This window comes from Terribium retamae (genome assembly GCF_022347545.1).
GTDB classification, from domain to species: Bacteria; Pseudomonadota; Alphaproteobacteria; order Rhizobiales; family Rhizobiaceae; genus Mesorhizobium; species Mesorhizobium retamae.
In genome coordinates this window covers 1-26,158 of record NZ_JAKREW010000033.1, presented here as the reverse complement: position 1 = coordinate 26,158, position 26,158 = coordinate 1, and the positions used below count along the sequence as shown (strand labels likewise).

At 60.3% G+C, this 26,158-nt stretch carries 24 protein-coding genes and 1 tRNA gene; 16 read left to right on the top strand and 9 right to left on the bottom strand.

Features of this window, described 5'->3' with window-relative positions:
• Window positions 1-78: 78 nt before the first annotated feature.
• From L4923_RS23695 to L4923_RS23685, 3 genes are all read left to right on the top strand, one after another.
• Complete coding sequence (locus L4923_RS23695; RefSeq protein ID WP_239369569.1) at window positions 79-1,866, top strand: tetratricopeptide repeat protein; 1,788 nt, start codon at window positions 79-81, stop codon at window positions 1,864-1,866.
• The gene (locus L4923_RS23690; protein WP_239369568.1) at window positions 1,853-2,641 is read left to right on the top strand and encodes an alpha/beta fold hydrolase; all 789 of its coding nucleotides are present in this window, start codon (window positions 1,853-1,855) and stop codon (window positions 2,639-2,641) included. Before L4923_RS23695 ends, L4923_RS23690 begins: the two co-directional genes overlap by 14 nt.
• An 81-nt stretch (window positions 2,642-2,722) precedes the next feature.
• On the top strand, window positions 2,723-3,337 hold the full coding sequence (locus tag L4923_RS23685) for a hypothetical protein (protein WP_239369567.1): 615 nt from the start codon (window positions 2,723-2,725) through the stop codon (window positions 3,335-3,337).
• Here L4923_RS23685 and L4923_RS23680 read toward each other — a convergent pair.
• Window positions 3,327-4,247, bottom strand: a complete 921-nt coding sequence (locus L4923_RS23680) for a metallophosphoesterase family protein (protein WP_239369566.1) — start codon at window positions 4,245-4,247, stop codon at window positions 3,327-3,329. The genes L4923_RS23685 and L4923_RS23680 overlap by 11 nt on opposite strands.
• A gap of 53 nt (window positions 4,248-4,300) precedes the next feature.
• Here L4923_RS23680 and L4923_RS23675 point away from each other — a divergent pair, with 53 nt between their 5' ends.
• A complete protein-coding gene (locus tag L4923_RS23675; RefSeq protein ID WP_239369565.1) occupies window positions 4,301-4,801 on the top strand; it encodes an NUDIX domain-containing protein in 501 nt (166 codons plus the stop codon).
• Between the two features lie 3 nt (window positions 4,802-4,804).
• Here the strand turns inward: L4923_RS23675 and L4923_RS23670 are convergent, their stop codons facing one another.
• Entirely contained in the window at window positions 4,805-5,794 is a 990-nt protein-coding gene (locus tag L4923_RS23670) for a glutathione S-transferase family protein (protein ID WP_239369564.1), read from the bottom strand.
• A 270-nt stretch (window positions 5,795-6,064) separates the two neighbouring features.
• Here L4923_RS23670 and L4923_RS23665 point away from each other — a divergent pair, with 270 nt between their 5' ends.
• The 6 genes from L4923_RS23665 to L4923_RS23640 all read left to right on the top strand — a co-directional run bounded on the left by L4923_RS23665 (window position 6,065) and on the right by L4923_RS23640 (window position 10,961).
• Window positions 6,065-6,589, top strand: coding sequence for a GNAT family N-acetyltransferase (locus L4923_RS23665; RefSeq protein WP_239369563.1), 525 nt, complete (start codon window positions 6,065-6,067; stop codon window positions 6,587-6,589).
• An 86-nt stretch (window positions 6,590-6,675) separates the two neighbouring features.
• A complete protein-coding gene (locus tag L4923_RS23660; protein WP_239369562.1) occupies window positions 6,676-7,437 on the top strand; it encodes a 3-hydroxyacyl-CoA dehydrogenase in 762 nt (253 codons plus the stop codon).
• 7 nt (window positions 7,438-7,444) lie between these two features.
• Complete coding sequence (locus L4923_RS23655; protein ID WP_239369561.1) at window positions 7,445-8,614, top strand: CaiB/BaiF CoA transferase family protein; 1,170 nt, start codon at window positions 7,445-7,447, stop codon at window positions 8,612-8,614.
• A 37-nt stretch (window positions 8,615-8,651) separates the two neighbouring features.
• Window positions 8,652-9,428 carry a HugZ family pyridoxamine 5'-phosphate oxidase gene (locus L4923_RS23650; RefSeq protein ID WP_239369560.1) on the top strand — a complete coding sequence of 259 codons (777 nt, stop codon included), beginning with the start codon at window positions 8,652-8,654 and terminating at the stop codon, window positions 9,426-9,428.
• 148 nt (window positions 9,429-9,576) lie between these two features.
• Window positions 9,577-9,915, top strand: a complete 339-nt coding sequence (locus tag L4923_RS23645; RefSeq protein WP_239369559.1) for an ArsR/SmtB family transcription factor — start codon at window positions 9,577-9,579, stop codon at window positions 9,913-9,915.
• 197 nt (window positions 9,916-10,112) lie between these two features.
• Window positions 10,113-10,961, top strand: a complete 849-nt coding sequence (locus L4923_RS23640) for a TrmH family RNA methyltransferase (RefSeq protein ID WP_239369606.1) — start codon at window positions 10,113-10,115, stop codon at window positions 10,959-10,961.
• A gap of 11 nt (window positions 10,962-10,972) precedes the next feature.
• Here the strand turns inward: L4923_RS23640 and L4923_RS23635 are convergent, their stop codons facing one another.
• A complete protein-coding gene (locus L4923_RS23635; protein ID WP_239369558.1) occupies window positions 10,973-12,217 on the bottom strand; it encodes a coiled-coil domain-containing protein in 1,245 nt (414 codons plus the stop codon).
• A 130-nt stretch (window positions 12,218-12,347) separates the two neighbouring features.
• Entirely contained in the window at window positions 12,348-12,929 is a 582-nt protein-coding gene (locus L4923_RS23630) for a DUF1134 domain-containing protein (protein ID WP_239369557.1), read from the bottom strand.
• 322 nt (window positions 12,930-13,251) lie between these two features.
• Here L4923_RS23630 and chpT point away from each other — a divergent pair, with 322 nt between their 5' ends.
• Together chpT and L4923_RS23620 are read left to right on the top strand one after the other, a co-directional pair.
• Window positions 13,252-13,881, top strand: coding sequence for a histidine phosphotransferase ChpT (gene chpT / locus L4923_RS23625; RefSeq protein WP_239369556.1), 630 nt, complete (start codon window positions 13,252-13,254; stop codon window positions 13,879-13,881).
• Window positions 13,882-14,072: 191 nt separating this feature from the next.
• A complete protein-coding gene (locus tag L4923_RS23620; RefSeq protein ID WP_239369555.1) occupies window positions 14,073-14,513 on the top strand; it encodes a response regulator in 441 nt (146 codons plus the stop codon).
• Window positions 14,514-14,519: 6 nt separating this feature from the next.
• On the opposite strand, the gene ctrA is transcribed toward L4923_RS23620, so the two are convergent.
• Complete coding sequence (gene ctrA / locus L4923_RS23615; RefSeq protein WP_101939002.1) at window positions 14,520-15,215, bottom strand: response regulator transcription factor CtrA; 696 nt, start codon at window positions 15,213-15,215, stop codon at window positions 14,520-14,522.
• Between the two features lie 450 nt (window positions 15,216-15,665).
• Between ctrA and L4923_RS23610 the strand changes: the two genes are divergently transcribed.
• The gene (locus L4923_RS23610; protein WP_239369554.1) at window positions 15,666-16,043 is read left to right on the top strand and encodes a flagellar export protein FliJ; all 378 of its coding nucleotides are present in this window, start codon (window positions 15,666-15,668) and stop codon (window positions 16,041-16,043) included.
• Window positions 16,044-16,119: 76 nt separating this feature from the next.
• Here L4923_RS23610 and L4923_RS23605 read toward each other — a convergent pair whose 3' ends face one another.
• The gene (locus L4923_RS23605) at window positions 16,120-16,503 is read right to left on the bottom strand and encodes a winged helix-turn-helix transcriptional regulator (RefSeq protein ID WP_343303998.1); all 384 of its coding nucleotides are present in this window, start codon (window positions 16,501-16,503) and stop codon (window positions 16,120-16,122) included.
• 85 nt (window positions 16,504-16,588) lie between these two features.
• Here L4923_RS23605 and L4923_RS23600 point away from each other — a divergent pair, with 85 nt between their 5' ends.
• Window positions 16,589-17,515 (top strand): NADP-dependent oxidoreductase, encoded by a 927-nt coding sequence (locus L4923_RS23600; protein WP_239369552.1) that lies wholly within the window; start codon window positions 16,589-16,591, stop codon window positions 17,513-17,515.
• Window positions 17,516-17,587: 72 nt separating this feature from the next.
• Here the strand turns inward: L4923_RS23600 and sciP are convergent, their stop codons facing one another.
• The gene (gene sciP, locus L4923_RS23595) at window positions 17,588-17,863 is read right to left on the bottom strand and encodes a CtrA inhibitor SciP (protein WP_013529904.1); all 276 of its coding nucleotides are present in this window, start codon (window positions 17,861-17,863) and stop codon (window positions 17,588-17,590) included.
• 249 nt (window positions 17,864-18,112) lie between these two features.
• Between sciP and mnmA the strand changes: the two genes are divergently transcribed.
• A complete protein-coding gene (mnmA, locus tag L4923_RS23590) occupies window positions 18,113-19,306 on the top strand; it encodes a tRNA 2-thiouridine(34) synthase MnmA (RefSeq protein WP_239369551.1) in 1,194 nt (397 codons plus the stop codon).
• A gap of 21 nt (window positions 19,307-19,327) precedes the next feature.
• Here mnmA and L4923_RS23585 read toward each other — a convergent pair whose 3' ends face one another.
• Entirely contained in the window at window positions 19,328-20,293 is a 966-nt protein-coding gene (locus L4923_RS23585) for a Gfo/Idh/MocA family protein (protein WP_239369550.1), read from the bottom strand.
• Window positions 20,294-20,677: 384 nt separating this feature from the next.
• Between L4923_RS23585 and L4923_RS23580 the strand changes: the two genes are divergently transcribed.
• A tRNA-Met gene (locus L4923_RS23580) sits at window positions 20,678-20,754 on the top strand.
• Between the two features lie 778 nt (window positions 20,755-21,532).
• On the opposite strand, the gene L4923_RS23575 is transcribed toward L4923_RS23580, so the two are convergent.
• Window positions 21,533-26,158, bottom strand: a 4,626-nt coding sequence (locus L4923_RS23575; RefSeq protein ID WP_239369549.1) for an autotransporter domain-containing protein, incomplete at its 5' end; no start/stop codon positions are given.

Sequence of the window (26,158 nt, the reverse complement as noted above, 5' to 3'; positions counted from 1 at the left end):
TTGGGGCGATGTTGGCACGGAAGTGCGGATATCGTGGATAACTTAATACGACTTGTGCCGGCTTGAGAGGTTCGACACTTGCAGCATTCCACGCCTGCCGCCCCCGCAGTGCGCGAAACGCTTGATAGATTGCTGGCGAGCCAGACTTTTGGTCGCTCGGAACGTGCGCGTGAACTTCTGCGTTATTTGGTCGAAAGAGAGCAGTCCGGCGAAGCCGACAAGCTCAAAGGATTCTCCATCGCTGTCGATGTGTTCGGCAAGGACGCCGGTTTCGATCCCTCGACCGATGCCGTGGTGCGCGTACAGGCAGGCCGGCTAAGAGAACTGCTAGAACAATATTTCACGACCGAAGGTGCCGCTGAACCGATCCGGATTGTCATTCCGCGTGGCAGCTATATTCCCAGCTATGAACCGAATGGTGTCGGTATCCCATTTCAGCCGTCGACGGGACAGCGGCAAGCGCCTTTCGTTCTGGATCACATACCGGCAACCATCTCTCCGGAAGCGATCGCCATACAGACACCGTCCAACAGTGTATCAGGTGACGCCTCTGGCGCCACGGCCACCCTGTTCAGGCACTTGCATGTCTTCTGGGTCGCCGTCGCCGTCATCTTCATCGTCATGATCACCTTTACGGTGCTCATGCTCCGTCAAACTTATGGGCCCGGCCTCAATCCAGCCGGTTCAGCAAATGGTGGAGGGCCGGCAGCCGCCTCGGCCACCGCGACAACCTTGGAGAAACTGCCGTCCGTCTATTTGATCGCCAGTCAGAAAAATCCTCAGATACAGCGCGTCGAAACCATATTACGGGCTGGTCTGTCCAACATGGAAACGGTCCAGTTCATCGACTTGAACCCCGACGGGGACGCTGCCCGCATGGAGGACCCGACCGCTTTCGTCTTCACATTGGGATCGGGTGCCGCAGTCGGCAGCGTGGCGATTGAAGTCAAGAACCTGAAAACCGGCCGCATCCTGACTTCGGAAACGCTGTCCGCATTCGAAACCACGGCGTCGCAAGTGGCCGATCGTATCGCCAAGATCCTTGGCAGCGTCACCGGCCCGTTCGGGTCGATCTATGGCTATATCGAGCAAAACCGCCTGCAGAACGATTTGACCAGCTGCCTCATCCTCTCGAAGACCTATCCATCCAACCAAAGTGCAGAGAACCACGAAGCCGCATACCGCTGTCTCGAAAATCTGATTGCGCATGGAGAAGCATCGGCCTTGATCTACGCGGCCCTTGCCGGTCAGCAATTGGATGCGGTCGTCTGGGGGTATGCTTATCCGCCCAATCCGAGCGTCCAGCAGGCGATGGCCTATGTCAACAAGGCGATCCAGATCGATCCGAGCAGCTCGCGTGCCTACCGCATGGCAGCCTATGCAGAAGGTGTTCTCGGAAACCAGAAGGAAAGGGTTCGCTGGGCGAAGAAGGCCTATGATGCAGCGCCATACGACCTGAGAGCCGTCTATCACTACGGCTGGGCGCTCGTGATGGTGGGCGACTATCGGGAGGGAACGGCACTTTTGGCGCGCAGCCTCAACCTTGCCAATCCGCATAGCAAATGGCTTGATTATGCCCTATTCCAGGGGGCATTCATGCTGGACGATCTCGAGCTGCAGAAGCGGGCGGCGCAGGCGCTTTCCACGGTCGAACCGCAGCCCGAATATCTCGTGGCGCAGCTCATCGTCGCAAGCAAGGACGGCAAGCGGGATGAGGCAGCACGCCTCTTGTCGGATTTGAACGCCAGGTTTCCCGATTTTACCGCGAACCCACGAGAAACTTTCGCCAAACGGAGCTATCCGCCTGAAATGATAGAGAAGTTTATCAGAGGTCTTCAAGCTGCGGGATTAAATGGCGCCACGTAAACGTCCCCTTTCGACAAATCTCTTCGTCCACGAAAGCGGCACCGGGTCCGAAACGCTTGTGCTGTTGCACGGTTTTGGTGGATCGCACGCCACCTGGGCAGGGATTGCCTCTCAACTTTCCGATGAGGCAAAAATTCTTGCTTATGACCTTCCCGGACATGGGAAGTCGCGCGACGCGGATGTTTCCTCCTCGCCCAAAAAGATGGCTGCGGCAATCCAGAGCGATCTGCGGGAACGCGGTGTCGGCCGGCTCCATCTGGTAGGCCACTCGATGGGCGGTGCCGTGGCGACATTGATGGCATTGTCGGCACCGGAAGACATCGCCTCGTTGACCCTGCTTGCTCCCGGCGGCTATGGAGCCGAGATCGATGCGCCGCTGCTGCGTCGATTTGCCAAAGCCACGAAAAGCGATGACATCCGCGCATGCCTGGCGGCAATGTCCGGTCCCGGGCACGTCGTCACCGACAAGGCGGTGGCCGATGCCCTGGACATGCGCGCTTCTCCTGGCCAGATGGAAAAACTTGCGGAAATCGTTGCAGCGATCACCCGCGGAGGACGACAGGGTGTAATCCCCGCCGAAGCAGTCTCCGCACTGTCCATGCCTGTCGCTGTTGTCTGGGGCGTGCTGGATAGTGTCTTGCCGGTCAGCCAGAGCGAGCAACTGCCCTCTCATTTCGAACTGCATCTGGCGCCGGTCGCCGGCCATATGCTGATTGACGAAACACCCGGGCTGATCGTCGAATTGCTTCGAGGCATCCTGAGAAATCAGGTCTGAAATCATTCCGACACAATCGCGGAGGATGAAAATTGTCCCGGTTCGTGTTAACCGGTGGTTTACCAAACCGCGAGGCGAGCGATGCCGGAAGCAGGCGAGACCGTCACCCCGATCGATAAGACGCACAGCAAACTGTCGGAAGCTGTTCGCGAAGTGAAAAACGCGCTGGCGGACCGCGACGACGTTGTCGTGGATATGCGCGAGGCCCATCGCACGCGCCTTGAACTGCTTGCAACCGAGTTGGCGCCGGTCTTTTCCGATGTGCCTTCGGAGATCGACTATTTCGATTTTGCTTTGTCGTCCGGGCTACAACCGCGCTTGTGGATCGACGCAGTCAGCCATGTCGCAATGGGTCGCGATCGGCGCACCTACCGATTCCTCAAGGACACCCGCCTTGGCCGCATCGTACTGGCCGAATCCACCGACATGAAAGTGGTTGCCGATCAGGTTACCCGATACGTGGCAGAACGACTGGTCGAGCGGCAACGCCTGATGGAAGGTGACATAAAGCCGATCGAACGATCGGGGCCGCAAACCAGAATGGACGCGGTGGAGGCTACAAACAGCCGGCGAAGCGGAAGCCTCTTCCTGCGCGGGCTGGGTTTGATCCTGGCTGGGGCTGTCGTCGGACTAGGCATCTCGGCAATCCTGTTCTGGGATCGTATAATGCCATTCATCGAAAATCTCAGACCGTAGATTTTTCCGGCGCAGCACCCAGTTCCAGCGATTGCAGGTCGGCCGGGGCCAATGTCGGCCCCGTCAATCCCCTTCGCGTCAGACCTATGCGCCAGCCGCTAGCCACCCTGTCGATCTCGATCAGGTTGTATTGCGCCGCCGGATGCCGTCCGCCCGGCCCCTGGCCGGCAGCAGCGACACCAACCACCGGCACGCGTTGCACGCGACCGATCCAGAACAGCGAAGGATCATGCGAATGGCCATGCAGCACCAGCTCGGCGCCATGGTGCCGGACCACGCTTTGGAAGCGCCGGATGCCGAGCAGGCGCTTGTGTTGGGACACTGCCGCACGCACCGGTGGATGATGGATCATGATGATCCGGCAGAGCCCTCGCTTGCCTGTTTTATCAAGCAGTTGGTCAAGGCGCGCAGCCTGTTTTTCCTCGAAGAAGCCGTTTGCCATGAACGGCGCGGTTGCCCTGGCTGTCGATACACCGATCAGCGCGACCTCTCCGCGCACCCGCAGATAGGGGAATGTATGCCGATCGACGGGATGGGTTGCGTCGTCGCCGCACATCCACGGTGTCCACGCGCGACAGGCCTTGTCGAATGCGCCAGGCACATAGGCATCATGATTGCCGGGAACCACCGAAACGTCGTGCGGCGCGCCGAGGGTCTCGAGCCACAATCGGGCCATCTCGATTTCGCCGTCCAATGCCAGATTGACGAGGTCGCCGGTCACGGCGATGTGGTCGGCGCCACTTGCCTTGAGATCAGCCACCAGCGTGTCGATGACGGCATCGTGCATCGTGCGGCGCCGGTTGCGTTGCCAGTTGACGTAGCCCAGCACACGCTTGGAGGCGAGATCGCGATACGATACACCGGGCAGCGGACCAAGATGGGCGTCGGAAAGATGCGCGAGCCTGAACATGGAAACCTTCATATGCGACCGGTCGTCCGCAATCCACCTATGGTTCACCTGAAATGATCGGCAGCGACCCGGAACAACCTTTCCGTCAGACCGGCTGGCCGGCTCTGCGGGCGAAAGTCTTTCACACTCTGTTCCTGCTGCGACGGCCGATGACCCTCGGCGTGCGCGGACTTGTCTATAACCGCGAGCGCAATTCCATCTTTCTCATCCGCCACACCTATGTTCCCGGCTGGCAGTTGCCGGGTGGAGGCGTCGAGAAAGGTGAGACGATGGAACAGGCTTTGAGCCGAGAACTGGAGGAGGAAGGCAATATCGTTCTCTCAGGTTCACCTGCCCTGAAATCCGTTCATTTCAACAGGATTTCCAGCCCGCGCGACCATGTCGGGCTCTATCTGGTCGAGGCTTTCCGCCAGACGGGGCCGAAGCTTCCCGACCGCGAAATTGCAGAAGCCGGCTTCTTCCCGCTCGACCAGTTGCCGGACCGCACGACGCCCGCGACGCTGAGACGTATCGCTGAAACAATGCGCGGGGTTCCGGTTTCGCCCTACTGGTGACGACTAGGCGGCTTTCGTGAAACGGTCGCGGTCGTGCGCGGCCAGATGATCGATCTCCGGCCCGAGAGGGATGATGCCCGTCGGATTGATGTTGAGATGGCTTGCGTAATAGTGCGCCTTGATGTGACGCATGTCGACCGTCGGTGCGACGCCCGGCACCTGATAAAGGTCGCGCAGGTAGTTGGACAGGTTCGGATAGTCGGCGATCCGCTTCAAATTGCATTTGAAGTGGCCGACATAGACGGGATCGAAACGGACAAGCGTGGTGAACAAGCGCCAGTCTGCTTCGGTGATGTGGTCCCCGACCAGGTAACGTTGGCGCGATAATCTTGCTTCCAGCCTGTCCAGCTCGGCAAACAAGTCGCCGAATGCTTCTTCATAGGCAGCCTGGCTCGTCGCAAAACCGGCGCGATAGACGCCATTGTTGACTGCACTGTAGACCTCGGCGTTGACCTCATCGATCTCGGCGCGCAGCGATTGCGGATAGAAATCCACCGTGGCGTCACCCCACTCGTTGAAAGCCGAATTCAACATGCGGATGATCTCGGACGACTCATTGGAAACGATCGTCTGCTCTTTCTTGTCCCAGAGGACCGGAACGGTGACGCGACCGGAATAGCCGGGATCGGCCTTGGTGTAGATCTGATGCAGGAAATCAAGGCCGTAGAGTGTATCGCCCGTCGCGCCATCCTCGGCCAGGAAGGTCCAGCCGTTTTCAAGCATCAGGTGATGCACGACCGAGACGGAGATCACCGCCTCCAGCCTCTTCAGCACACGAAAGATGAGCGTGCGATGGGCCCACGGGCAGGCGAGCGAGACATAGAGATGGTAACGGCCGGGTTCCGCTTTGAAACCGCGCTCGCGGCCCTCTCCCGCCTTGCCGTCGCGGGTGATCCAGTCGCGCCACTGCGATTGGGATCGTTCGAACCTTCCGCGGCTACTCTCCGTATCATATCCACGGTCCTGCCATCTGCCATCGACCAGCAATCCCATCGCGACTTTCCTCCTGTCTTCGGTTTCCAATTTAGGCAGCGCATTGCCGTTGGGAACGTGTTTTGGCTGAACACACTGTCAAATGCTGGCGCAACACAGACGAAAACACCGATTGCGGTCGAGAAACTTTGATGCTAGCGGACAATTCGCATGTTCGACTTTGCAACGATCCGGTTCGACCGACGACGAAAGTGCGCCCGCGCTTGAAGCGCTGACTGGCGAACGCTGCCGCTTGCAGCACTCTTTCCCGCATACCGGAACGCAAAGACCATGAGCCTTGCCGACGTGACTTACCTGCCGGAAACTCCGGCGCACGATCTTGAAATCGAATCCATCAACGAAGAGGCTTTCGGCCCCGGCCGCTTTGCCCGCGCTGCCTATAAGATCCGGGAAGGCGGCCCCCACGAGCGCGACCTCTCTTTTGTCGCCACACATCTCGGCACGGTGATCGCTTCGGTACGCATGACCCGTATCATGGCAGGATCAGGCAAAGCCCTGTTGCTCGGGCCCTTGGCGGTGCGGCCTGCTTTCAAGAACCTCGGCATCGGCCGCAAGCTGGTGGCAATGGCATTGGAAGCCGCCGCACAGGCTGATTGGCCGTGCGTCGTCCTGGTAGGCGATGAACCCTACTACGGTCCGCTCGGCTTCAAGCGCATTCCGCGCGGGCAAATTTCCATGCCGCGCCCGGTCGACCTGGATCGACTCCTGGCGCACGAAATAGAACCGGGAGCCACGGTGCGGCTGACCGGAATGGTACGCCATGCCGACCAGGTCGAGGCGAATGAACCGGCCTAGTTCGTCGGTCATCGTCTCCGTCCTCGCCTGTTGCGGCTGTCGCGACAGGCCCGTAGCATGCCACCGATCATGAAGGAGGACAGCGCATGAACCCAAACGGCCAGATCGCGATCGTGACCGGCGGCGGCTCAGGCCTCGGCGAAGCGACGGCGCGCGCGCTCGCAGCCAAGGGCGCCAAGGTAGCGTTGTTCGACATCGGCATCGATCGTGCGGATAAGGTGGCGGCCGATATTGGTGGCATTGCGGTCAAATGCGACGTCTCCAGCGCCGAGAACGGTTCTGCCGCTGTGGCCGAGGTTGCGAAGTCGCTCGGGGAACCGCGTATCCTGGTGAATTGTGCTGGCGTCGCCATCGGAGTGAAGACCGTTGGCAAGGACGGTCCCCATCCACTCGATCAGTACCGCAAGGTGATCGAAGTCAACCTGATCGGCACCTTCAACATGATCCGCCTCGTGGCTGACCGCGCTGCCAAACTCGAACCGCTGACCAGCGGCGAGCGTGGCGTTGTCGTCAACACCGCATCGGTGGCCGCCTTTGACGGACAGATTGGACAGGCTGCGTACTCGGCATCCAAAGGTGGAGTGGTTGGGATGACCCTGCCGGTGGCACGCGACCTTGCCCGGTCGGGCATCCGCGTCTGCACCATCGCTCCCGGCATCTTCAAGACGCCGATGATGGCAGGCATGCCCCAGGAAGTGCAGGATTCACTCGGTGCCGCCGTGCCCTTCCCTTCTCGGCTCGGCGAACCGTCCGAATATGCAGCCCTGGCTCTTCACATCATCGAAAACCAGATGCTGAATGGCGAAACCATTCGCCTCGACGGCGCCATCCGCATGGCACCGAAATAAGAAGGCAATGACAGAGGCCGCGCGACAGGAAAGCCAAAGCGGGCCTCTGGCCGGCCTCACCGTCATCGAAATGGCCGGTCTCGGTCCGGTGCCACTGGCCGCGCTCATGCTCTCCGAAATGGGCGCGACGGTGCTTCGCATCGAACGCGACGGCCCCAAGCGGGATTTGATCCCCTTGCCTGCTGAATACGATCTGGACCGGCATGGCCGCTCCATCCTTGCTCTCGACTTGAAACGTCCCGAATGCGCCGAACTGGTGCTACGGTTGGCAGAAAAAGCCGACGTCCTGGTCGAAGGCTTCCGGCCGGGCGTGATGGAACGGCTGGGGCTTGGCCCGGACACGATGCTGGCGCGGAATCCGGCGCTGATCTATGGCCGTATGACCGGCTTCGGTCAGGATGGTCCATTGGCCGACCGTGCCGGCCATGACATCACCTATCTGGCCTATTCCGGCGTGCTGCACGCCATTGGTCGTGAAGGCGAACGGCCATTGCCACCGCTAAACCTGATTGGCGATTACGCAGGCGGAACCATGATGCTGATTACCGGTGTGCTTGCAGCGCTCTTCCAGCGCTCGCGCGGCGGCAAAGGGCAGATCATCGATGCAGCGATGGTGGAAGGGGCCTCGATGCTCGCCGCTCCTCTTCAGGCCGTTGTGGCGGCAGGACTATGGAAGGAGCAGCGCGGGGTCAATCTGCTCGATTCCGGCTGCCCCTTCTACGATACATACGAAACTGCCGATGAGCGCCATATCGCTGTCGGTTGCCTCGAACCCCAGTTCTTCGCGGAATTTTCCCGCCTGTTGCCGCTCGATCAACGTTTCATTGCACGCCAGTACGATTTGAAATTCTGGCCCGAGATGCGCCGGGCGATAGCGTCCCGGGTGCAGGAAAAAAACCGCGACGAATGGGAGCAGCTTTTTTCCGGCACCGACGCCTGCGTCGCGCCGGTGTTGTCTTTCGGCGAGGCGCGCCGGCACCCGCACAACCGCACGCGAAACGCCTTCGTCGACGTCGGCGGCTTCACTCGGCCGGTTCCCGCCCCACGATTTTCGGCAACTCCATCCACCGCGTCTCCATCCGACAGCCAGCGGGCCGGGATTGAGATCCTCGCGCGCTTCGGTTTTGGCGAGGACGAGGCCGAAGCCCTTGTCAAAGCCGGCGTTGTCAGCCGATAAGCGGATAGAAACGTTCAGCTTATGGCGGGTGAATGCCTTGGAACAGCCGAAGAAAGACATCATCCGGGAAACCGACGCTCAATCCATTCGACTGGCCAAGACCCTGCTGCGCACAGCACGGTTCGGAGCACTGGCCGTTATCGATCCCACCACCGGCTCACCACTCGCCAGCCGCGTCGGCGTTGCCACCGATATTGACGGCACGCCGCTGATCCTCATTTCCATGCTGGCTGCCCATACGGGCGCGCTGCTCGCCGATTCTCGTTGTTCACTGCTGCTCGGCGAGCCCGGCAAAGGCGACCCCCTCGCCTATCCACGCATGACGCTGATGTGTCGCGCCGCGCGGCTGGAACGGGGAGCGCCCGAACAAATCCGTGCCGAGCGGCGCTATCTGAACCGGAACCCCAAAGCCAAGCTATATGTCGGGCTCGGCGATTTCTCTTTCTTCAGGCTCGAAGTCGATCGCGCTTCGCTCAATGGCGGGTTCGGCAAGGCCTATTTGCTCGAACGTTCGGATCTGCTCCAGGCGGGCCCGATCAATGACGCCTTGGCCGAAACCGAACAGTCCGCGCTGGACCATATGAACAGCGAGCATCTCGACGCGGTTGCAATTTACGCGCACCATTATGCGAAGGCAGCGGGCGACGGCTGGTCGCTGACCGGATTCGATGCGGATGGGATGGACTTGGTCAGCGGCGACAGGGCGGAACGGGTCTTTTTTCCCAAGCCCCTGGAAACACAGCAGGATCTACGCAAGACCCTGGTGGAAATGGTGAAGGCTGGCCGCGCCGCCATGACCGCCGAAGCAACGTGAACCTTTTCTACGCGATTATGTCCACGCGTATTGAAGTGTGACCTGTGGTTGTATCTGAGACTTGCATCACTGAATAAAATTAGTGTATGAGTGATTCATCGTCGCCATTGCCCCCATGGCCACAAATTTGAATGAAGGTGGGCAGCTGATGCTTCCAGAAAATCAGGTCTCCGACACCGAAACGGCCGCTGCATTCCTCACATTGATGGGGAATGAAAAGCGTCTCGCCATCATGAATCATCTCATCGACGATGAACTGACGGTGGGCACGATCGCCGAAAAGGTGGATCTCAGCCAATCGGCCCTGTCGCAACATCTTGCGAAACTGCGTGCGTTTGGGCTGGTCCAGACTCGCCGAGACCGCCAGATGATCTATTATTCCTGCCGTTCAGATGCCGTTCGCCAGTTGCTTCGCACTCTCGGCAGCATTTTTGGCGGCGGCACCGAGAAGCAACTCAACACGCGGCTGTTCAACGGCGGCAAATAAAGCGAAAACGCCAACACGATTGAACGGATCACCTGGCATCTGACTGTCGGGGGGTCACCCAGCAGTTGAATGCAGTCCGTTCAATCTCGTTGGCGCTCCTTCCGAAACCAACACCACCCGGCTATAGCGACGGCATCTTTGCGCATCGGGAATCGTTGCCGCAAATTGAGAAGTCGTTCGCTTCCCGTCGGTGCTGTATGGAAATTATCCGAATAGACGATCCCGCAGACTCCAGAGTGACCCCCTTTCTTAGCATTCGTGAGCGCGACATCGTCGGCCGCCAGGGACGCTTCATTGCCGAAGGCAAAGTCGTTCTGAATGTGCTTCTCAACAGCAGCCGCTTCCGGGCGGAATCCATTCTCGTCCTGGAGAACCGGTTGGCCGGCCTCAGCGAGATCGTTGAAAACGCGCCGGTGAAGCCGCCAGTCTACGTGGCGAGCCGGGAGGTGATGGATCGGATCGCCGGCTTTCCCATTCATCGAGGTGTGCTCGCGATAGGGGAAAAGGGCCCGGCGCTCGATGCAGCCGACATTTTCGACGGCCTTGCCGACCAGGCTCTGATCGTAGTGGCCGTGGGCATCGCAAACCACGACAATCTGGGAGCGATCTTCCGTAACGCCGCCGCCTTCGGGGCTGACGCGGTGCTCATCGACCCCACTTGCTGCGATCCGCTCTATCGCAAGGCAATTCGCGTCTCGGTCGGCGCGGCGCTCAAGGTGCCCTTCGCGACTGTCCCTAACCCCACCAGCTTGGCTGCCGATCTCATGGCAAGGGGCTTCGATACTTTCGCACTCTCCCCGCGCGGCAGAACGGATATCCGCCATATCAAAACCTCAGGGAGGGTCGCGCTCTATCTGGGAACGGAGGGAGAAGGTCTGCCGGATGCCTTGCTGGCACGCATGCAGACCGTACGCATCAATATGGCCAAGAACTTCGACAGCCTCAATGTGGCGGCGGCATCGGCCATTGCCCTTCACCACTTCGCTTCAACGGAAAGCGAACCGCAACACTGGCCCGAATATATGGATCGGACACTCGCTTCGTAGCATGGGAGCCGTCAGCCGGTCGGCGCGACCTTTTGCAGTGCACGAACACGTTCGGCAATGCTGCGGATAGCGGTGCTATTGCCGGTCCCTTGCGTGTCCGCGTCCGGTGCAGCAAGTGCCTTGGCGACTTCCGAATTCGGGCCTTCCAGAGCGGCTGTAAGGGTAATGATCTCCGCTGCAAGATCCTGCATTTGTTCGCGCAGCAATGCACCCTCGCGCTTTTCTCTTGCGCCATCATTCTGGCCCGCTTCGAAAGAGGCCCCTCCCGCGCGTAGCTTCTTGTTCTCACGCACGAGTGTGGTGAGTCTCGCTTCCAGGCGCTCACGATCGTTGTTGAGCTTGGAAACTGCCTTTTCGGTTTCACTCCCAGTTGCCCCTGCGAGCAACGGGGATAGTTGCGTCGCGGCACGATCCTCCTCGCGGCGCTGGTCGCCTGTGCCACCAACACCCCGTCCATTTCGAAGAAACACTTCTGTCGACGGCCCCTTCTTCTTCTTCATCTCTTCCCTAAGCTTCGCCAGTTCCCGCTCACGCCGATCCAGCGTTTCATCGCGGTCGGCCAATGTCGACAGAAGTTGCTCGAGTTTCTTTTCCCGCTCCGCCAGCTTCTTCTTTTCGTTGGCCAGGGCATCGATGGCGGACTTGCCCTCTCTCGCAATCTCCTGATGTCGCTTGTCCGCTTCCTTGCGTTGCGCTCTCAGCACAGACACATCATTGTTCAGCTTTTCGATTTCGGATTCACGCGCCGCCAGCTCGATCTGCCTGTTCGAAGATGCGAAGCTTGCCTCTTCGTAAAGACGCTCAAGCTTCTCTATCTCTTCCTTCTTCTTATCTGCGCTGACCTCCAGTTCGCTGAGTCTGGCCGACAGGCGGGCAATCTCTGCTTCCCGCTGCTGCAATTTCTTTTGCAGCTCTCCTTCCGCCATTTCGAGCGCAGCGATGGCTTCGCTCTTCTTCGCGGCATCGCCTGCAACTTGCTTCAGTTCCTCGCGGACGCGGTTGATCTCGATGAAGCGCTCATTGGCGCTTTCCTTGGAAGTCTTGGCGTCCATCTCCAACCGACGCGCCGTCACAGCGAACTCCGCGCGCAGGCGGTCCTTGTCTGCCCTGAGTTCGGCAGAGGTTAGAGGCATCGCCGCCTCGATGCGCTTCCGTGTCAGCGCGACGGCTCGCTTCCAGGCAGCCGGGGCGATCAGAACCACAAGAAATCCGGCGCAAAGGAAGCCGAGGAGGAAGAAGAGGATCGATTGAACCAAGATGGCCTATCCGTAAGGTTCGGCGGCAGCGCCGGCAGGAGAAGTTTTGCATGGTCTGATATGCAAAATCCAGTATTTCGGCGGATCGCCTCCCTCTCACGATCCGCCGGTCATTGTCACAAGATTTCTCTCAGAACGGATTCCAAGTCGGTTGCTGGGTAAGCTTCAAATAGCCCAGATTGACACCGAGCCTGGCCCCGACACCGGTGCGGATCGGCACCAGAAGCACGTTACCGGCCTTGAGCACGTTGAAGCCTAACCCTGCGACGATGTAGGCTGAACCTGCAACGCCTGCAAAGCGGTTGTAGAGGTTGCTGACGTCGTCGAGATTGTAGACGAGGATCATGACCCGCGAGCCCTGACCGCCAAAATCCCAGCCCAATGAGGGACCTTGCCAATAGACCTTATGGTCGCCGGCATTCTTGGTGTAGAGCTTGCCCTCGCCATAGGTAAGGCCGCCCACGAAGGCACCGGAGCCCTCTTCGCCAAGCACGTAGCCATTCGGCAAGCCGTAAGTGGAGAAGATCTTCTCAACCACGGTAGCCAGCCCACCCGAAGTTTCGCCGAAGAACTTGTGGCCCGAATCGACGATTTCCTGCGACGTGTACTGCTGGGCATATGACGCCTGGAGCGAAAGGGTGAAAAAGCCCAAAAGGGCGATCGTCAAAGCGAAAGCGCGGGGGATGCGCCAATCGCGAAATCGGGAATGCATGCTTCCAATCTCCGTCTGGGAGCACCTTCGCCGACGCCTCGCACCCGCGACTCTCAAGCGGCCGCTTCCGGTGCCATTTCCTTGCAAATTATGCCGTAATTCTTTTTCAACCATTAAGCTCTCATCCGATGATGGCGGTTCGAAGGCCGGGAAAGCTGTTTCTTGCCGCCCGGCGGGAACGGCGCTTCCGGCGCGCCCCTCCAGGAATGTTGCTCCGCCCGGACGCGACGTATATCCAGACAGAATTGGGGAAAGCGTGATTCGCGCGATCGGTGCGATGGACAAAGATCCAAGCGCTGTTGCTTCTTTTCTTGAGGGTTCCATGGCTGACCTTTTCACCCTGACTCCATCCGAACTCGCGGCGCTGCTTTGCAGCAAGGTTTGCCACGACATCATTTCGCCGGTCGGCGCAATCAACAATGGTCTGGAACTGCTCGATGAAGGTGGCGCCGATGAGGACGCCATGAACCTTATTCGACAGAGCGCTCGCAACGCCTCGGCCCGGCTGCAATTCGCCCGAATTGCCTATGGCGCTGCCGGGTCAGCCGGCATGCTCATCGACACCGGTGACGCGGAAGCGGTCACGGTCGCCTACCTCAAGAATGAAAAACCCGAATTGACCTGGACAGGTGGCCGCGCTCTGTTGCCGAAAAACAAGGTCAAGCTGCTGCTGAACCTGGTTCTGATCGCCAACGCGGCCATTCCACGGGGCGGCAGGCTTGCCATAACGCTGGAAGAGCTGGAAACCGAACCGCGCTTCACCCTCGCGGCAAGCGGTCCGATGTTGCGGGTTCCGCCGAAATTCCTCGAACTTCATTCGGGTGGCAAACCCGACGAGCCGATCGATGCCCATTCCGTCCAGCCTTATTACACATTGCTGCTGGCGCGGGAGGCTGGCATGACGATCACGATCCGTGCCACGGCAGACGAAATCGTTCTAACGGCCGCCTAGGCTGCACGGGATCTGCGCATTGCGTGCGCGAGCAGCCTTCGCTGCAACGCAGGACGTATGAACGCCAATTGCACGAGGCTGGCTGTCTCGTGCAAATTTTACGCATTGCCTTTTCCGCTTTTTAAACGCCCACCCCTAATATTCTAACAGAAGGGCAGGACCCGCATCCTTGTGCGGGAAAGGAGGGTGGCATGAAACGCTGCATGTTCGTCGACAAGTCGAGCGTGATCCGCAAGGTCGCCAAGCGGATTCTGACCAGCGAAAGCATGCTGGTCATCGAGGCTGCTGCCGGCAGGGAAGCAATCGACCTATGCGCTGCCGAAATGCCGGATATCATCGTTTTCGATGTATCGATGCAAGACATGCAACTGCCCGAATTCATCGGCCACATACGCGCACTCGGCAGCCCGGTCGCTCCGCAGATCGTCGCTCTTTTGGTGGAACTCGATCTCGGCACAATCATGCGCGCGAAGCGCGCCGGCGCGCATGGCTACCTGCTGAAGCCCTTCAATCGTGTCCAGTTGCTGGATCGGTTCCGGGCGCTGCAGACCAGCCAGGAGGCGGTACATAGCCGGGCTCCGACCCCAACAAAAAACCCGGCACAGGCCGGGTCTTTCGATGTTCGATTGTGAGCGCGGTCACGCGCTTTCGCGGATCTCTTCCGGTTCGCGCAACACGTAACCGCGTCCCCAGACCGTTTCGATGTAGTTCTGGCCGCCGGAGGCAGCGTCGAGCTTCTTGCGCAGCTTGCAGATGAAGACGTCGATGATCTTCAATTCCGGTTCGTCCATGCCGCCATAGAGGTGGTTCAGGAACATTTCCTTGGTCAGCGTCGTGCCCTTGCGCAACGAGAGCAGTTCCAGCATCTGATATTCCTTGCCGGTCAGGTGCACGCGCTGGCCAGCGACTTCGACGGTCTTGGCGTCGAGATTGACGATGAGTTCCCCGGTCGCGATGACCGACTGGGCATGCCCCTTGGAGCGGCGCACGATGGCGTGGATGCGCGCTACCAGCTCGTCCTTATGGAAAGGCTTGGTCATATAGTCGTCGGCACCAAAGCCGAGGCCACGCACCTTGTCCTCGATACCAGCCATGCCGGAGAGGATCAGGATCGGCGTCTTCACCTTGGAAAGGCGCAGCGTGCGCAGGACTTCGTAACCCGACATATCCGGGAGGTTCAGGTCCAGGAGAATGATGTCGTAATCATAGAGCTTGCCGAGATCGACGCCTTCCTCACCGAGATCGGTGGTGTAGACGTTGAAGCTTTCGGACTTGAGCATCAGTTCGATGCTCTGGGCGGTTGCACTGTCATCTTCTATCAGCAGAACGCGCATTTCATTCCCCTTTCTGCTGCCGGACCATTTCAAGACCCGTCCGGGACCGGAGCAGTGATTGCCTAAGCCGAAGCTGCCACTGAATGGTTAACAAATCCTAATTTCGTGTTCGAAGCGATACCAGAATTTTTAACCTCTTTCCACACACACTTGAATCCAATGATGATTCCTCGAGCAAATTATTGAATCAGCACTTTAAGAAAGTGCCGTAACCGACTCTACGGACTCATCTCTTGCGCCCCACGCCAAGGTCGAAATTTTTACCCGGCCTTAAGCCCTGGCCCGTATGATTAACAATGCCCGTAAACGAATGGTTACCGTCCGGAAAAATCTTTAGGAATTTGTTTTCCATAGAATTTCGGAAACCAAGGGGAGAATACGGGCGACACCAGTGCCTCGCGAGGCCAGCGAGGCAATTGTGCATGTGTGCGTTGGCAGGAGTACCGAATCATGAAGTCACGCGAGAACCTCGTTCGACTGAAGCAGTTTCAGGTGAATGAGAAACGGCGGCAGCTTCTGCAGCTCGACATGATGATCGCCGAATTCGAGCGCATGGCCGGAGAGTTGGAATTCCAGATCTCCGCGGAAGAGAAGAAAGCCGGCATTACCGACATCAATCACTTCGCATACCCAACCTTCGCCAAAGCTGCGCGATTGCGGCGCGACAATTTGAGAAACTCCCAGGCGGATCTTGGCCAGCAGCGCAGTGCTGCCGAGGCGCTTCTCACCGAAGCCGAAGCCGAACTGGCCAAGGCCGAGATGTTGGAATCACGTGATTCGCGTGTACGCGAGCCGGAAACCGGTAGCCGCAGCGCGATGATAGGCTGATGGCGTATTCCAGCCGTCTTTAGCCGCCCAGAACCTTTAATTCCGCCCGTGGCGCTACGGTCAGCGGGCGGCCCGTCTACAGAGTGCCCTCTTGCGCCGCAAGGCGCGCGCTTCTGATATCGGGCACATGAACCTCGGACCACTGGCGAATTTGGTCGAGCAAGCCGGCAAGGTCGTGCCCCAACGCTGTCAGCTCGTATTCGACCCGCGGCGGAATGACCGGGAAAATCTCGCGTCGAACCAGCCCGTCCCGTTCCAGGGTACGCAAGGTCTGGGTAAGCATCTTCGGCGTGATACCCTCCATCTTCCGCGCCAGCTCGCCATGACGCATGCGGCCGCGCCGCAACGCGCCCACGGTCAGATAGACCCATTTACTCGATAACATCTCAAGCACCGCATGCGACGGACAGGTCCGCCGGAACGCATCGTAGCCATAGGGTTCGCAATCATCACTATACATAAGGTATCTATATATCAAAAAGGTACGTACTAGACAATGGATAGGCACTATCTTTTGTATAGTGACCATCAAACAGGAGATACCCATGCGTGCCATTGTTCAGACCAGCGTCGGCGGCCCCGAAGTACTGACCCTCGCAGATCGGCCCGACCCGATCCCGAACAAGGGCGAGGTTCTCGTGCGGGTGCATGCCGCGGGCATCAACCCGGTGGATACGGCTGTCCGCAGCGGTGCCTATCCACTGCTTGGGCAGCCGCCTTTTACCGTCGGCTGGGATATTTCCGGTGTCGTCGAAAAAGTCGGCCCGGACACAAACGACTTCGCGGTCGGCGATGAAGTTTTCGGCATGCCAAGGTTCCCGAAGGAGGCGGCCGCCTACGCGGAACTGGTAGCATCTCCAGCCCGAGACCTTGTCCGCAAGCCTTACAATATCGATCACCTCCATGCCGGCGCCCTGCCCCTCGCCGGGTTGACCGCGTGGCAGGCATTGGTCGGCGCCGGACGGATAGCATCCGGCCAGCGGGTACTTATCCAGGCTGCGGCCGGCGGCGTTGGACATCTGGCCGTCCAGATCGCCAAGGCACGTGGAGCCCATGTCGTAGCAACGACCAGTTCGTCCAAACTCGATTTTGTACGCAACCTCGGCGCGGACGAGGTGATCGACTATGCAGCGACCGACTTTTCCGCTGCCTTATCGGACATGGATATCGTGCTTGAACCGATCGGCGGTGAAAACGCGGAGCGCTCGCTCAAAACGCTGAAAGCTGGCGGGGTCCTGGTATCGTTGCTTGGCATTTCCGACGAAGCCAAGGCCGAGGCCAGGGCACGCAACATCCGTCACGAGCACATTTCGGTTGTGCCGGACCAGACTGGTTTGAGCGAACTGGCCAAGCTCATCGAAGCAGGCAAGCTCGACGTGCAGCTCGCCAGGACATTTCCATTGGAAGAAGCCGGAGCAGCTCATAGTTTCCTGGCCGGCAAACCTGCGGGCAAGATCGTTCTTACGATCTAGTCCCGCCCGTAGGCGACTGCATGCAACAAAAAGGCGCGGACACCGCGCCTTTCCACGCCTGATATGGCACAATCAGTGCCGGTATTGCTGAATCCGCGTGGTGCGTAGGCCGGCCAATCCATACTCGTCAATGGAAGCCTGCCAGGAAAGGAATTCTTCGGTGGTAAGCTTGTAGCGCTGACAGGCTTCGTCCAGGCTGAGCAAACCGCCCCGCACTGCAGCAACCACTTCCGCCTTGCGCCGGATAACCCAGCGGCGCGTGTTCGTCGGCGGCAGATCGGCAATCGTAAGAGGGCTGCCGTCAGGCCCAATAACATATTTGACTCGCGGTCTAACCAGATCGGTCATCGTACTCTCTACTGAAAACTCACAGAACCAATCCCTGCCACAGTACCGCCACAGCTTTAAAAATTGCCTAAGCGGTTGCTCATGGATAAGTAACGTTCATGAATCTCACGTTAGGCTTTTCATAAGCTTTTGAGATAATTGCCGCATTTCGCGATGCAGTAGGCCTGCCCGCACGCGCTGGCGTCTGCGTTGCCTATACCCTATATAGTCGGAGCCGCTCGTTTGCGGTTGGATTTCGGAACTGACACTATGAACAGCCTGGACCTTCCTGGACGCCCAGAAGACACACGTGTCGTCGTCGCCATGTCCGGCGGCGTCGACTCCTCGGTCGTGGCAGGCCTTCTGAAGCGCGAGGGCTACGATGTCGTGGGTGTCACCCTGCAGCTCTATGATCACGGCGCCGCCACACACCGGGCCGGATCCTGCTGTGCGGGTCAGGACATCGATGACGCCCGCCGTGTCTCGGAAACGCTCGGAATACCGCATTACGTGCTCGACTATGAAGAGCGTTTCCGTAAGGCCGTGATCAATCCTTTTGCCGAGAGCTACGTTGCGGGTGAGACGCCTATCCCCTGCGTTTCGTGCAACCAGACCGTCAAGTTTGCCGACCTGTTGGCGACCGCGCAGGATCTGGGCGCCGATGCCTTGGCCACCGGGCATTACATTCGCTCCAGGGCCAACGGCGCCCATCGCGCGCTATACCGTCCGGTCGATGCTGACCGAGACCAGAGCTATTTCCTGTTTGCGACGACCCAGGCACAGATCGACTATCTGCGCTTCCCTCTCGGTGGTCTTTCGAAGCCCGATGTGCGCGCCATGGCCGAAGAGATGGGGCTGGTGGTGGCTGCTAAGCAGGACAGCCAGGACATCTGTTTCGTGCCGCAGGGCAAATATTCCGACGTCATTGCGAAGCTGAAGCCTACAGCCGCCAATCCCGGTGACATCGTTCACATCGACGGGCGCGTGCTGGGCCGGCATGAGGGCATCTTGCGGTATACGATTGGCCAGAGACGCGGCATCGGCGTCGCTTCGGGTGAACCGCTCTACGTCGTTCATCTCGACGCCGACCGTTCGCGTGTGATCGTCGGGCCGCGCGAGGCGCTGGAAACGCACAAGATCTATCTGCGGTCGATGAACTGGCTGGGTGACGGCGATCTCGCCGATATTCCCGCCGCCGGCCTCGAGCTGTTCGCCAAGGTTCGCTCGACACGTCCACCGCGTCCGGCCGTGCTGCACCATCACGGCGGCAGCACATGGGTCGAACTTGTCGATGGCGAATCCGGTATCGCGCCGGGCCAGGCCTGCGTCCTCTATTCAGACGACGCCAATGAGGCTCGGGTCTTCGGCGGCGGCTTTATCGAACGTTCGGAGAGAGGTGCGGAAGCGGAGGCCATGCTGAGCCGCTTGACCGGCAAGCCCTCCTCGGCGATCGCCGCAGAATAAGCGCCGCTCTATCGCAGAATATCAGCCCGCGAGGCGACCGTGGGCCACCGTGCCTGCCGTAAGGATGCGCAGCACGCGGATTGCTTCCTCGCCATCCGTGCGTGGTTCCGCTCGCGTTTCGATGCACTGGATGAAGTGTTGCAGCTCCCGCGTCAGCGGCATGCCCTGTTCGATCCCGACATAGGTCGGCTCGTTGGTGGTGAATGCCCACTGGCCGCTATCCTGCCACACCGCGTGATGATAGACGGCGAGCTTTCTTTCCCAAGGCTCGACGTCGTCGAACACCGCCATGGCCTTTTCGCCGACCACGGTCAGCCGCCGTTCGCGGTAGGGGTTGAGGCGGGAAGCGAACAGGTGGCTTCTCAGATTGTTCGGAAAGCGCATATGCAGATGCGCGAAATCACTGAGATGGTCGAGCAGAGCAGCCCCTTCACCGCGAACCTCCAGCGGCTCCGTTCCGGTGAGCGCCAGGATCATCGACAGGTCATGCGGCGCCAGGTCCCATAGCGCGTCGTTCTCGGTGTGGAACTTGCCGAGGCCGAGACGGTGGGAGTGAATGTAGCGGATTTCACCGAGTTCACCTTCGTCGACCAGCGCTTTCAGCTTCTCGAAAGCCGGATGAAAGCGCAGCACATGGCCAACCATGAACACGCGACGGTTGTCTTTTGCGGCTTGAACCGAGCGTTCGGCATCCGGCACGGTCAGTGCGATCGGCTTTTCCACCAGGACATCCTTGCCGTTCTCGACGGCGCGGATCGCGAACTCGGCGTGGAATTGCGGCGGCAGCGCCATGACGATGGCATCGACATCTTCACGACCGAAGAGGTCGTCGGGTGCGATGGCAAGGCATTCCTGCTCGCTGGCAAATCCTTCAGCGCGCGCAAGATTGACGTCCGAAACCGCATGAAGTGCGCCTAGCCCCTTCAGCGTCCGGATATGGTTGCTGCCCCAGTACCCGCATCCGAGGACTGCTATACGCGGTTTCATCAAATCAGGAACTCAAACATTTCGCGCGAAAATCGTCGGTTGAGACATAGCGGTGCACCTCGCCGAACTCAACCCCGTGGCCTTTGCCAGATGGATTGGCCATACCCCGATACACCGCTTTTCGGTGAGGCGGCACAACGAAGGCTAAGTGATTTAGCTCCGCGAGAGCCTTCTTGCATGAGGAATCTCATACGTGGTTGCGCCACAACCTGCCTGCCCTCCTGGGATTCCGCCCGAAAACAACTTGTGTGCTTATTTCTCCAATCACGCCGCTTCTGCGTGCTTGACAGGGTTGCTACCACCACCTTATATCCGCGCGACCTTGGCAAGGCCCTTGGCTCTGCAGCGATTTTCGTGGCGTGCCAAACCCTTGCCAGCCAGTGTGGCGGAGTAGCTCAGTTGGTTAGAGCAGAGGAATCATAATCCTTGTGTCGGGGGTTCAAATCCCTCCTCCGCTACCACCTTTCACCCGACGCAGCGATGCGCATATTCGGATAGACTTTCGGGGCGTTCATCAGCAGCGCCGACCGCCCCTGAAGCTCAAGTTGGAACCCCGTCGGCCTGTGGTTTCACCGTGACACGCGCAATTTGGCCTGAGGGCATACAACCAAGTTGAGGTCGTGCGATAAGAGACAGCCCGGCAATCATGTGAAGCATGACAACGGGCGGGAACCTATTCGTTGTCCAGACGATTGGCGTTCCCAGTGCTCGGTTTGACTGTCGCATTTTCGCGACGCATAAAAATCGCCAAGCCGACGAGAGCTGCCGCAAAGATCTGCACAAGAGTGAGCACCACCAGTCCGATCTCCCCGGTAAACACCTGATCGTTTGGAAACAAAAGAACTCCTATTGCGGCGAACTTGCTGGCTGGACTTTTTGCTGATTGCTATCTGCGCCTACTGACAAGCCAGGAGCTCGATCTGCCTCGGCTTTTTGCGTGATGGGCCCTTCACCCTTCTGAATCGGGGGACCGTCGTCGCATCCAACAGCGGTCAGCATGGCGATCAGAATGAAAACTCTCATCGGTTTTCCTCCGCCAGAACGAACGGATCGTGCCAATGGAAGTTCCAAATTTGTTACGTTCGGCGGACACCTTCCCACTAATTGCAAGGCGTTCGGCGTCGGCAAAAGGACGCGGCGATCCCTGACATGCCTGTCAGTCACGCTGCTCCCGGGCAGCTCCGGCGCGCTTTCCGTCACCCGCGGTGTGGCCCGCGTTCCGAGAGCCCAGCTTCCTGATCAAAACCTCAGTTGCAATGTCGCGTCGAAGCCGTTTTGCCGGGCACCCTCGCCGAACTGGCCCTCATAAGAGAGACTCAAAGTGGCGGCCTTCGTCATAGCGAAGTCCATCCCGGCTTCGATCACAGCCGCATCCTTGGCGATCGGCGTTCCGGCGATCTCGAAAGCACCGGAGCCGACAAAGCGATGGGTGGACAGCGGTGTCGTGTCGCCCAAGGCGTGCCGCCATCCTACCATGCCACGAACGGTCGCCTGCATGGAGGAGACAGGCACGTCTGCCGACGCCCTTACGCCCAGGGTCGTGAAGGTGGTCTGGGTTGTGCCGCTTGCGCCCGATAGAGCCGCCGCGCCACCGTTCTCCGAAAAAGCATCTGTGTGGAGATTGACGTAGGCGAGATTGGCGAAGGGTTCGAAGGAGACGCTTGCCGTATCCACCCGATAGCTCAGTTCGCCGAACGCCTGGAAAGTTCCGGCGTCATAGGAGTTGTTCAGGCTGTCACTGAAACCGGGAATGGCGACAGAGCGCTCTGTATCGAGATCATGCCAGGTATAGGCGAGGCCTGTGCGGATGCCGAGCGCTCCATATTGCGTGCCGCCATACACACCCAAGTGATAATTCTCGAACGAACCGGACGAGGCCCGGTCATCGACATGCAAGGATGTATGGCTGTAACCGGCCAGGAGACCGATGCGCCATGTCTCGCCGAGCGCAACGTCACCGCCGGTGATGAAGCCGCCGGTGGAATGGTCGAGACGCGCAGCGTTGCCATCGCTGTCAAGAGTTTTCCAGGCACCGAAGGCGCGACCCCAGACCACAAGGGCCTCACCCGTCGCCGGGGTCAGGCTGGCCTCACCGCCGGCGTAGGAAAGGACCGGAACCGGTGCCGCGCCTACACCTTCAAAAGCCGCGCGGATACGATCGCTGGCAGCATCGCGGACAAAATGACTGTCCTCGACGAGCGCGCTGCGCGCCGAGGCGTGGATCTCGCCGGACAGCGTGTCGAAGGAAGCGCGGATCAGGCCGGTGTCGTCCGGGAGCTGGGCGATGGCGTCATAGACGCGGTTGCCGCCATCAAGGCCAATGCTTTCGATGCCGGCGGCCGTCGCCTTCTGGTTGGGAGTGAGTGCCGCGGACGCGAAGTTCCGATCGTTGCGGCTAAGTTCCAGATCAACCTTACCCGCACCGTAGTCGTAAATCAGCTGTGGTGTCAGGAACGCGAAATTGGAGGTGACCGTTTCGAACGTTCCGCTCAATGTCCCCGCCGACAGGATGGTGTAGGTCGAACGGAGATCGTAGTTTCCGTTTGCGCCGATATGGGTGACCGAACCTCCGTTCAGCAGCGCCTTGCCGCCCACCTTGATCAGATCGCTGTCGGTTCCCCCTGGATTGGCTTCCACGAGCAAGCGTGAACCAGCCTGAAAGGTGAGGTCGCCGTTGACGGTCAGGGTGCCGATGGAGTTTCCGGGCGCAAGCGTGCCGGCCGACGCAATGGTGGCTGTGCCCACGGTGCCGGTCCCGGCAAGCGTGCCACCACTTGCGACCATAAGCGTTCCGCCGAGGACAGCGCTGCGCTCCAGCGAGAGCACGCCGGCCGCAACGGTCGTGACGCCAGCGAAGCCGGAGCTGTTCTCCGACAACTGCAGGACGCCGGTTCCCGTTTTGGTGAAATGGCCCTCACCGGAAAGCACCCCGGTGTAGCGGCTATCGGTTCCCTGGTCGAAGGTGAACGTGCCCGCCGCGCCGATTGCGACGCTGCCCGCAAATCGCTCCGCCGCCGAAACCAGCCGGCCCGATTCCACGGTCCAATCGAGGCCGGAAGCGCCGGCAAGGGTCAGCTCGCCACCGCCGCGCTTGACCATCCGGCCATTCGCGCCGTCCAGCCCGCCAACGTTGCCGAGAAAGCTTGCATCGACCGACTGGTCAAACACCAGCGTTGCCGCATTGCCGATATCGCCGCGGATCGAGGCCGTGTTTCCGATCAACTCACCGGCCTCCACCAGCGTGTTGCCGCCATAGCTGTTTGTACCCGTCAGCGCGAGCGTACCGCTTCCGCGCTTGAGCAGATCGCCGGCACCGCCGACGACGCCGCCAAGCGCCAGCGTCGCACCACCATCCACATCGAAACCGCCCTGGCCCGACAGCAGGACGGCGCGGCTGCTGTCGAAGCTCGCGCTGGCTTTCAGGAAGCCGCCGTCAAGCGTAAGCCCACCCGCCGCGTCGCCCAGATTGGCATCGCTGGTGACCTCGAGCGAACCGCCCGAGACGGTCGTGCCGCCGCTGTAAGTGTTCGCGCCGGAGAGTATGAGCGTTCCGGTGCCCGACTTCACGAACGAACCGCCTTGCCCGCTGACGACGCCACCGATAGCGCCGCTCGCGTTGAGATTGCCGATCGTCAGCACCTTGGACCCGAGAACGACCGACCCGTCGCCGGAGAGCGCTCCGATGGAAATGCCCGTCGCCGTCAACCCGCTGATATCGACCACGCCGCCGGCGCCATTCGCCACCGTCGCATTCAAAGCTGTGCTCGTATCGAAGAAGCGCAGCGCGCCGCCATTATTGTTGGTGATCCGAGCGCCGCTGGCAGCCGAGGAATTGCGGAATTCGGTGGTCGCGCCTTGGTTGTTGACGATCGTTGCGGATCCAGCGCTGCTGGTCTGGGTAAACCAGGTCGTCGCGGCATTATTGGTGAGCTGGGCCGTTCCGGCGTTGCTGCTGCCGGAAAACGAGACGATCGTCCCGTTGGAGCTGTTGATCGTGGCATTACCCGCTGTGCTCTGTTGGCGGAAATAGACACCGACCGCGCCAGGCGCTGCGTGGCTGTTGATCGTCGCCGAAGCTGCGCTGCTGGTGCCGGTGAACTGGACGCCACCGATCCCGCCCGAGGCGATGTCGATGGTCGAACTGCCGGCATCGGTGTTGTCCCTGAAGACCAGCGAGCCGCCGTCCTGCAGCGTGAAGCCGCGAGCACCGGCACTTGTCCCCGATCCGCTGAATTCAACGCTCGATTGGCCGAGACTGCCATCCACGACGACGGCGCCGCCGCCGAGCGCACTGCTGTTGGTGACGGCCAACGTGCCTTGCACGACGTTCCAATCCGCGTTGGTCGTCGCGACGCCGGTCAGCGTCCAGGTGCTGGAGCCGGACTTCCGGAGATGTTCGAAACCCTGATATTGAGCGACGTCGTCGACCTGCGACATGTCGAAGGTGTCGTTGGCGGCACCGCCGAGCGCCAGCGTGTCGGAAAAGCCGTTGCCCACCACGTCGCCGACGATGGTCGAGCCGGAGTGGATTTCCAGGCTGTTGGTCCCACCTGTGAACATGATCGCGGCAGACTGTGCGCCCGTCCCGTCATTTGCCCGGCCGCCAACGATGCGGCCGGCATTGACCACGTCGGCGTTGTAGCCGCGGATGGCAGCGGCCCCTTGCGAGGCCCCGTTGCCATGACCGCCTTCGATCGACCCGGTAGCGTTGTTGAGCACCAAGGCGTTGGTGAGTTCGGCGCCGCTTCCGGCGATCACACCTCCGGTGCCGGCAATCGTGCCGGCGTTGCCGACACTGGCTCGATTGCTGAGCTTGACGCCGACACCACCAGAGGTGTTTTGGGCGGCCGCGCCGCCGGGCCCGCCAAGAATGGAGGCGCCGGCTCTATTGTCGATCACGACATCACCAATGGCCTCGATGCCGACACCGCCGACATCGCCGCTTCCGGGAGCGCCGCCGAGGCCTCCGATAATGGTCGCGCCGCTCAGATTGAAGATATTGATGAAGCCGCTGCCGGAATTGGCCTTGAGGCCCGTGCCGCCGTTGCCGCCGCCGCCATTGGTGCCTCCGACACCGCCTTCGATCAGGTTGCGATTGAAGATCACGGCATTGCCGGTGACGGACAGGCCAACGCCGCCGGTGCCATAGTCACTGAAACCAGGGGCAACGTTGCCGCCGGTGCCGCCGACGATCTTCCCGTAATTGTCGAGATTGCTGGCGCCTGCCCCGGACGAGGTTAGGACGACACCGGCGCCGCCGGCTCCCATATGACCATTCGAATTGCCACCGGCAATGACGCCGTTGATGGAGTTGCCAATCTTGAGGTTATCTCCAGCGACACCCTCGCCCCCGACGCCGGCATGTCCGGCCCGGCCGGGGCTTACGGCAGCGCCGCCTGCGCCGCCATTGCCGCCCCTAACGGTGCCATCGTTTACGAATTCCGCGCCCGGTACAACGAAATAGACGCCGACCCCGCCGCTGCCGCCGTCGCCACCCGTGTCGGGGTAGGGAAAGTTCCCATAATTGCCCGATGCACCGCCCCTCCCGCCGTTGCCGCCGGTGATGACGCCGTCATTGACGCTGATCCCTGTGCCGGTGGCGACTGCACCATAGCCGCCCGCACCACCGCCGCCGCCACCGCCAACAAGGCTTGGGTGGGCATCGCCGCCCTTGCCGCCATTGCCTCCGGACAGCGTGGTACCGTTCATCAGGCTGGGCGTGACGATGCCATTGTAGCCGCCGCCACCGCCGCCACCGCCATCGCCCGAGGTTGCATTTTCGCCGTCCTGTCCATCGCGAGAAAGCGCGGTGCCTCCGGCGCCGCCATGGGCCACAGCGGCATCGCCGCCGGCGCCGCCCCCGGC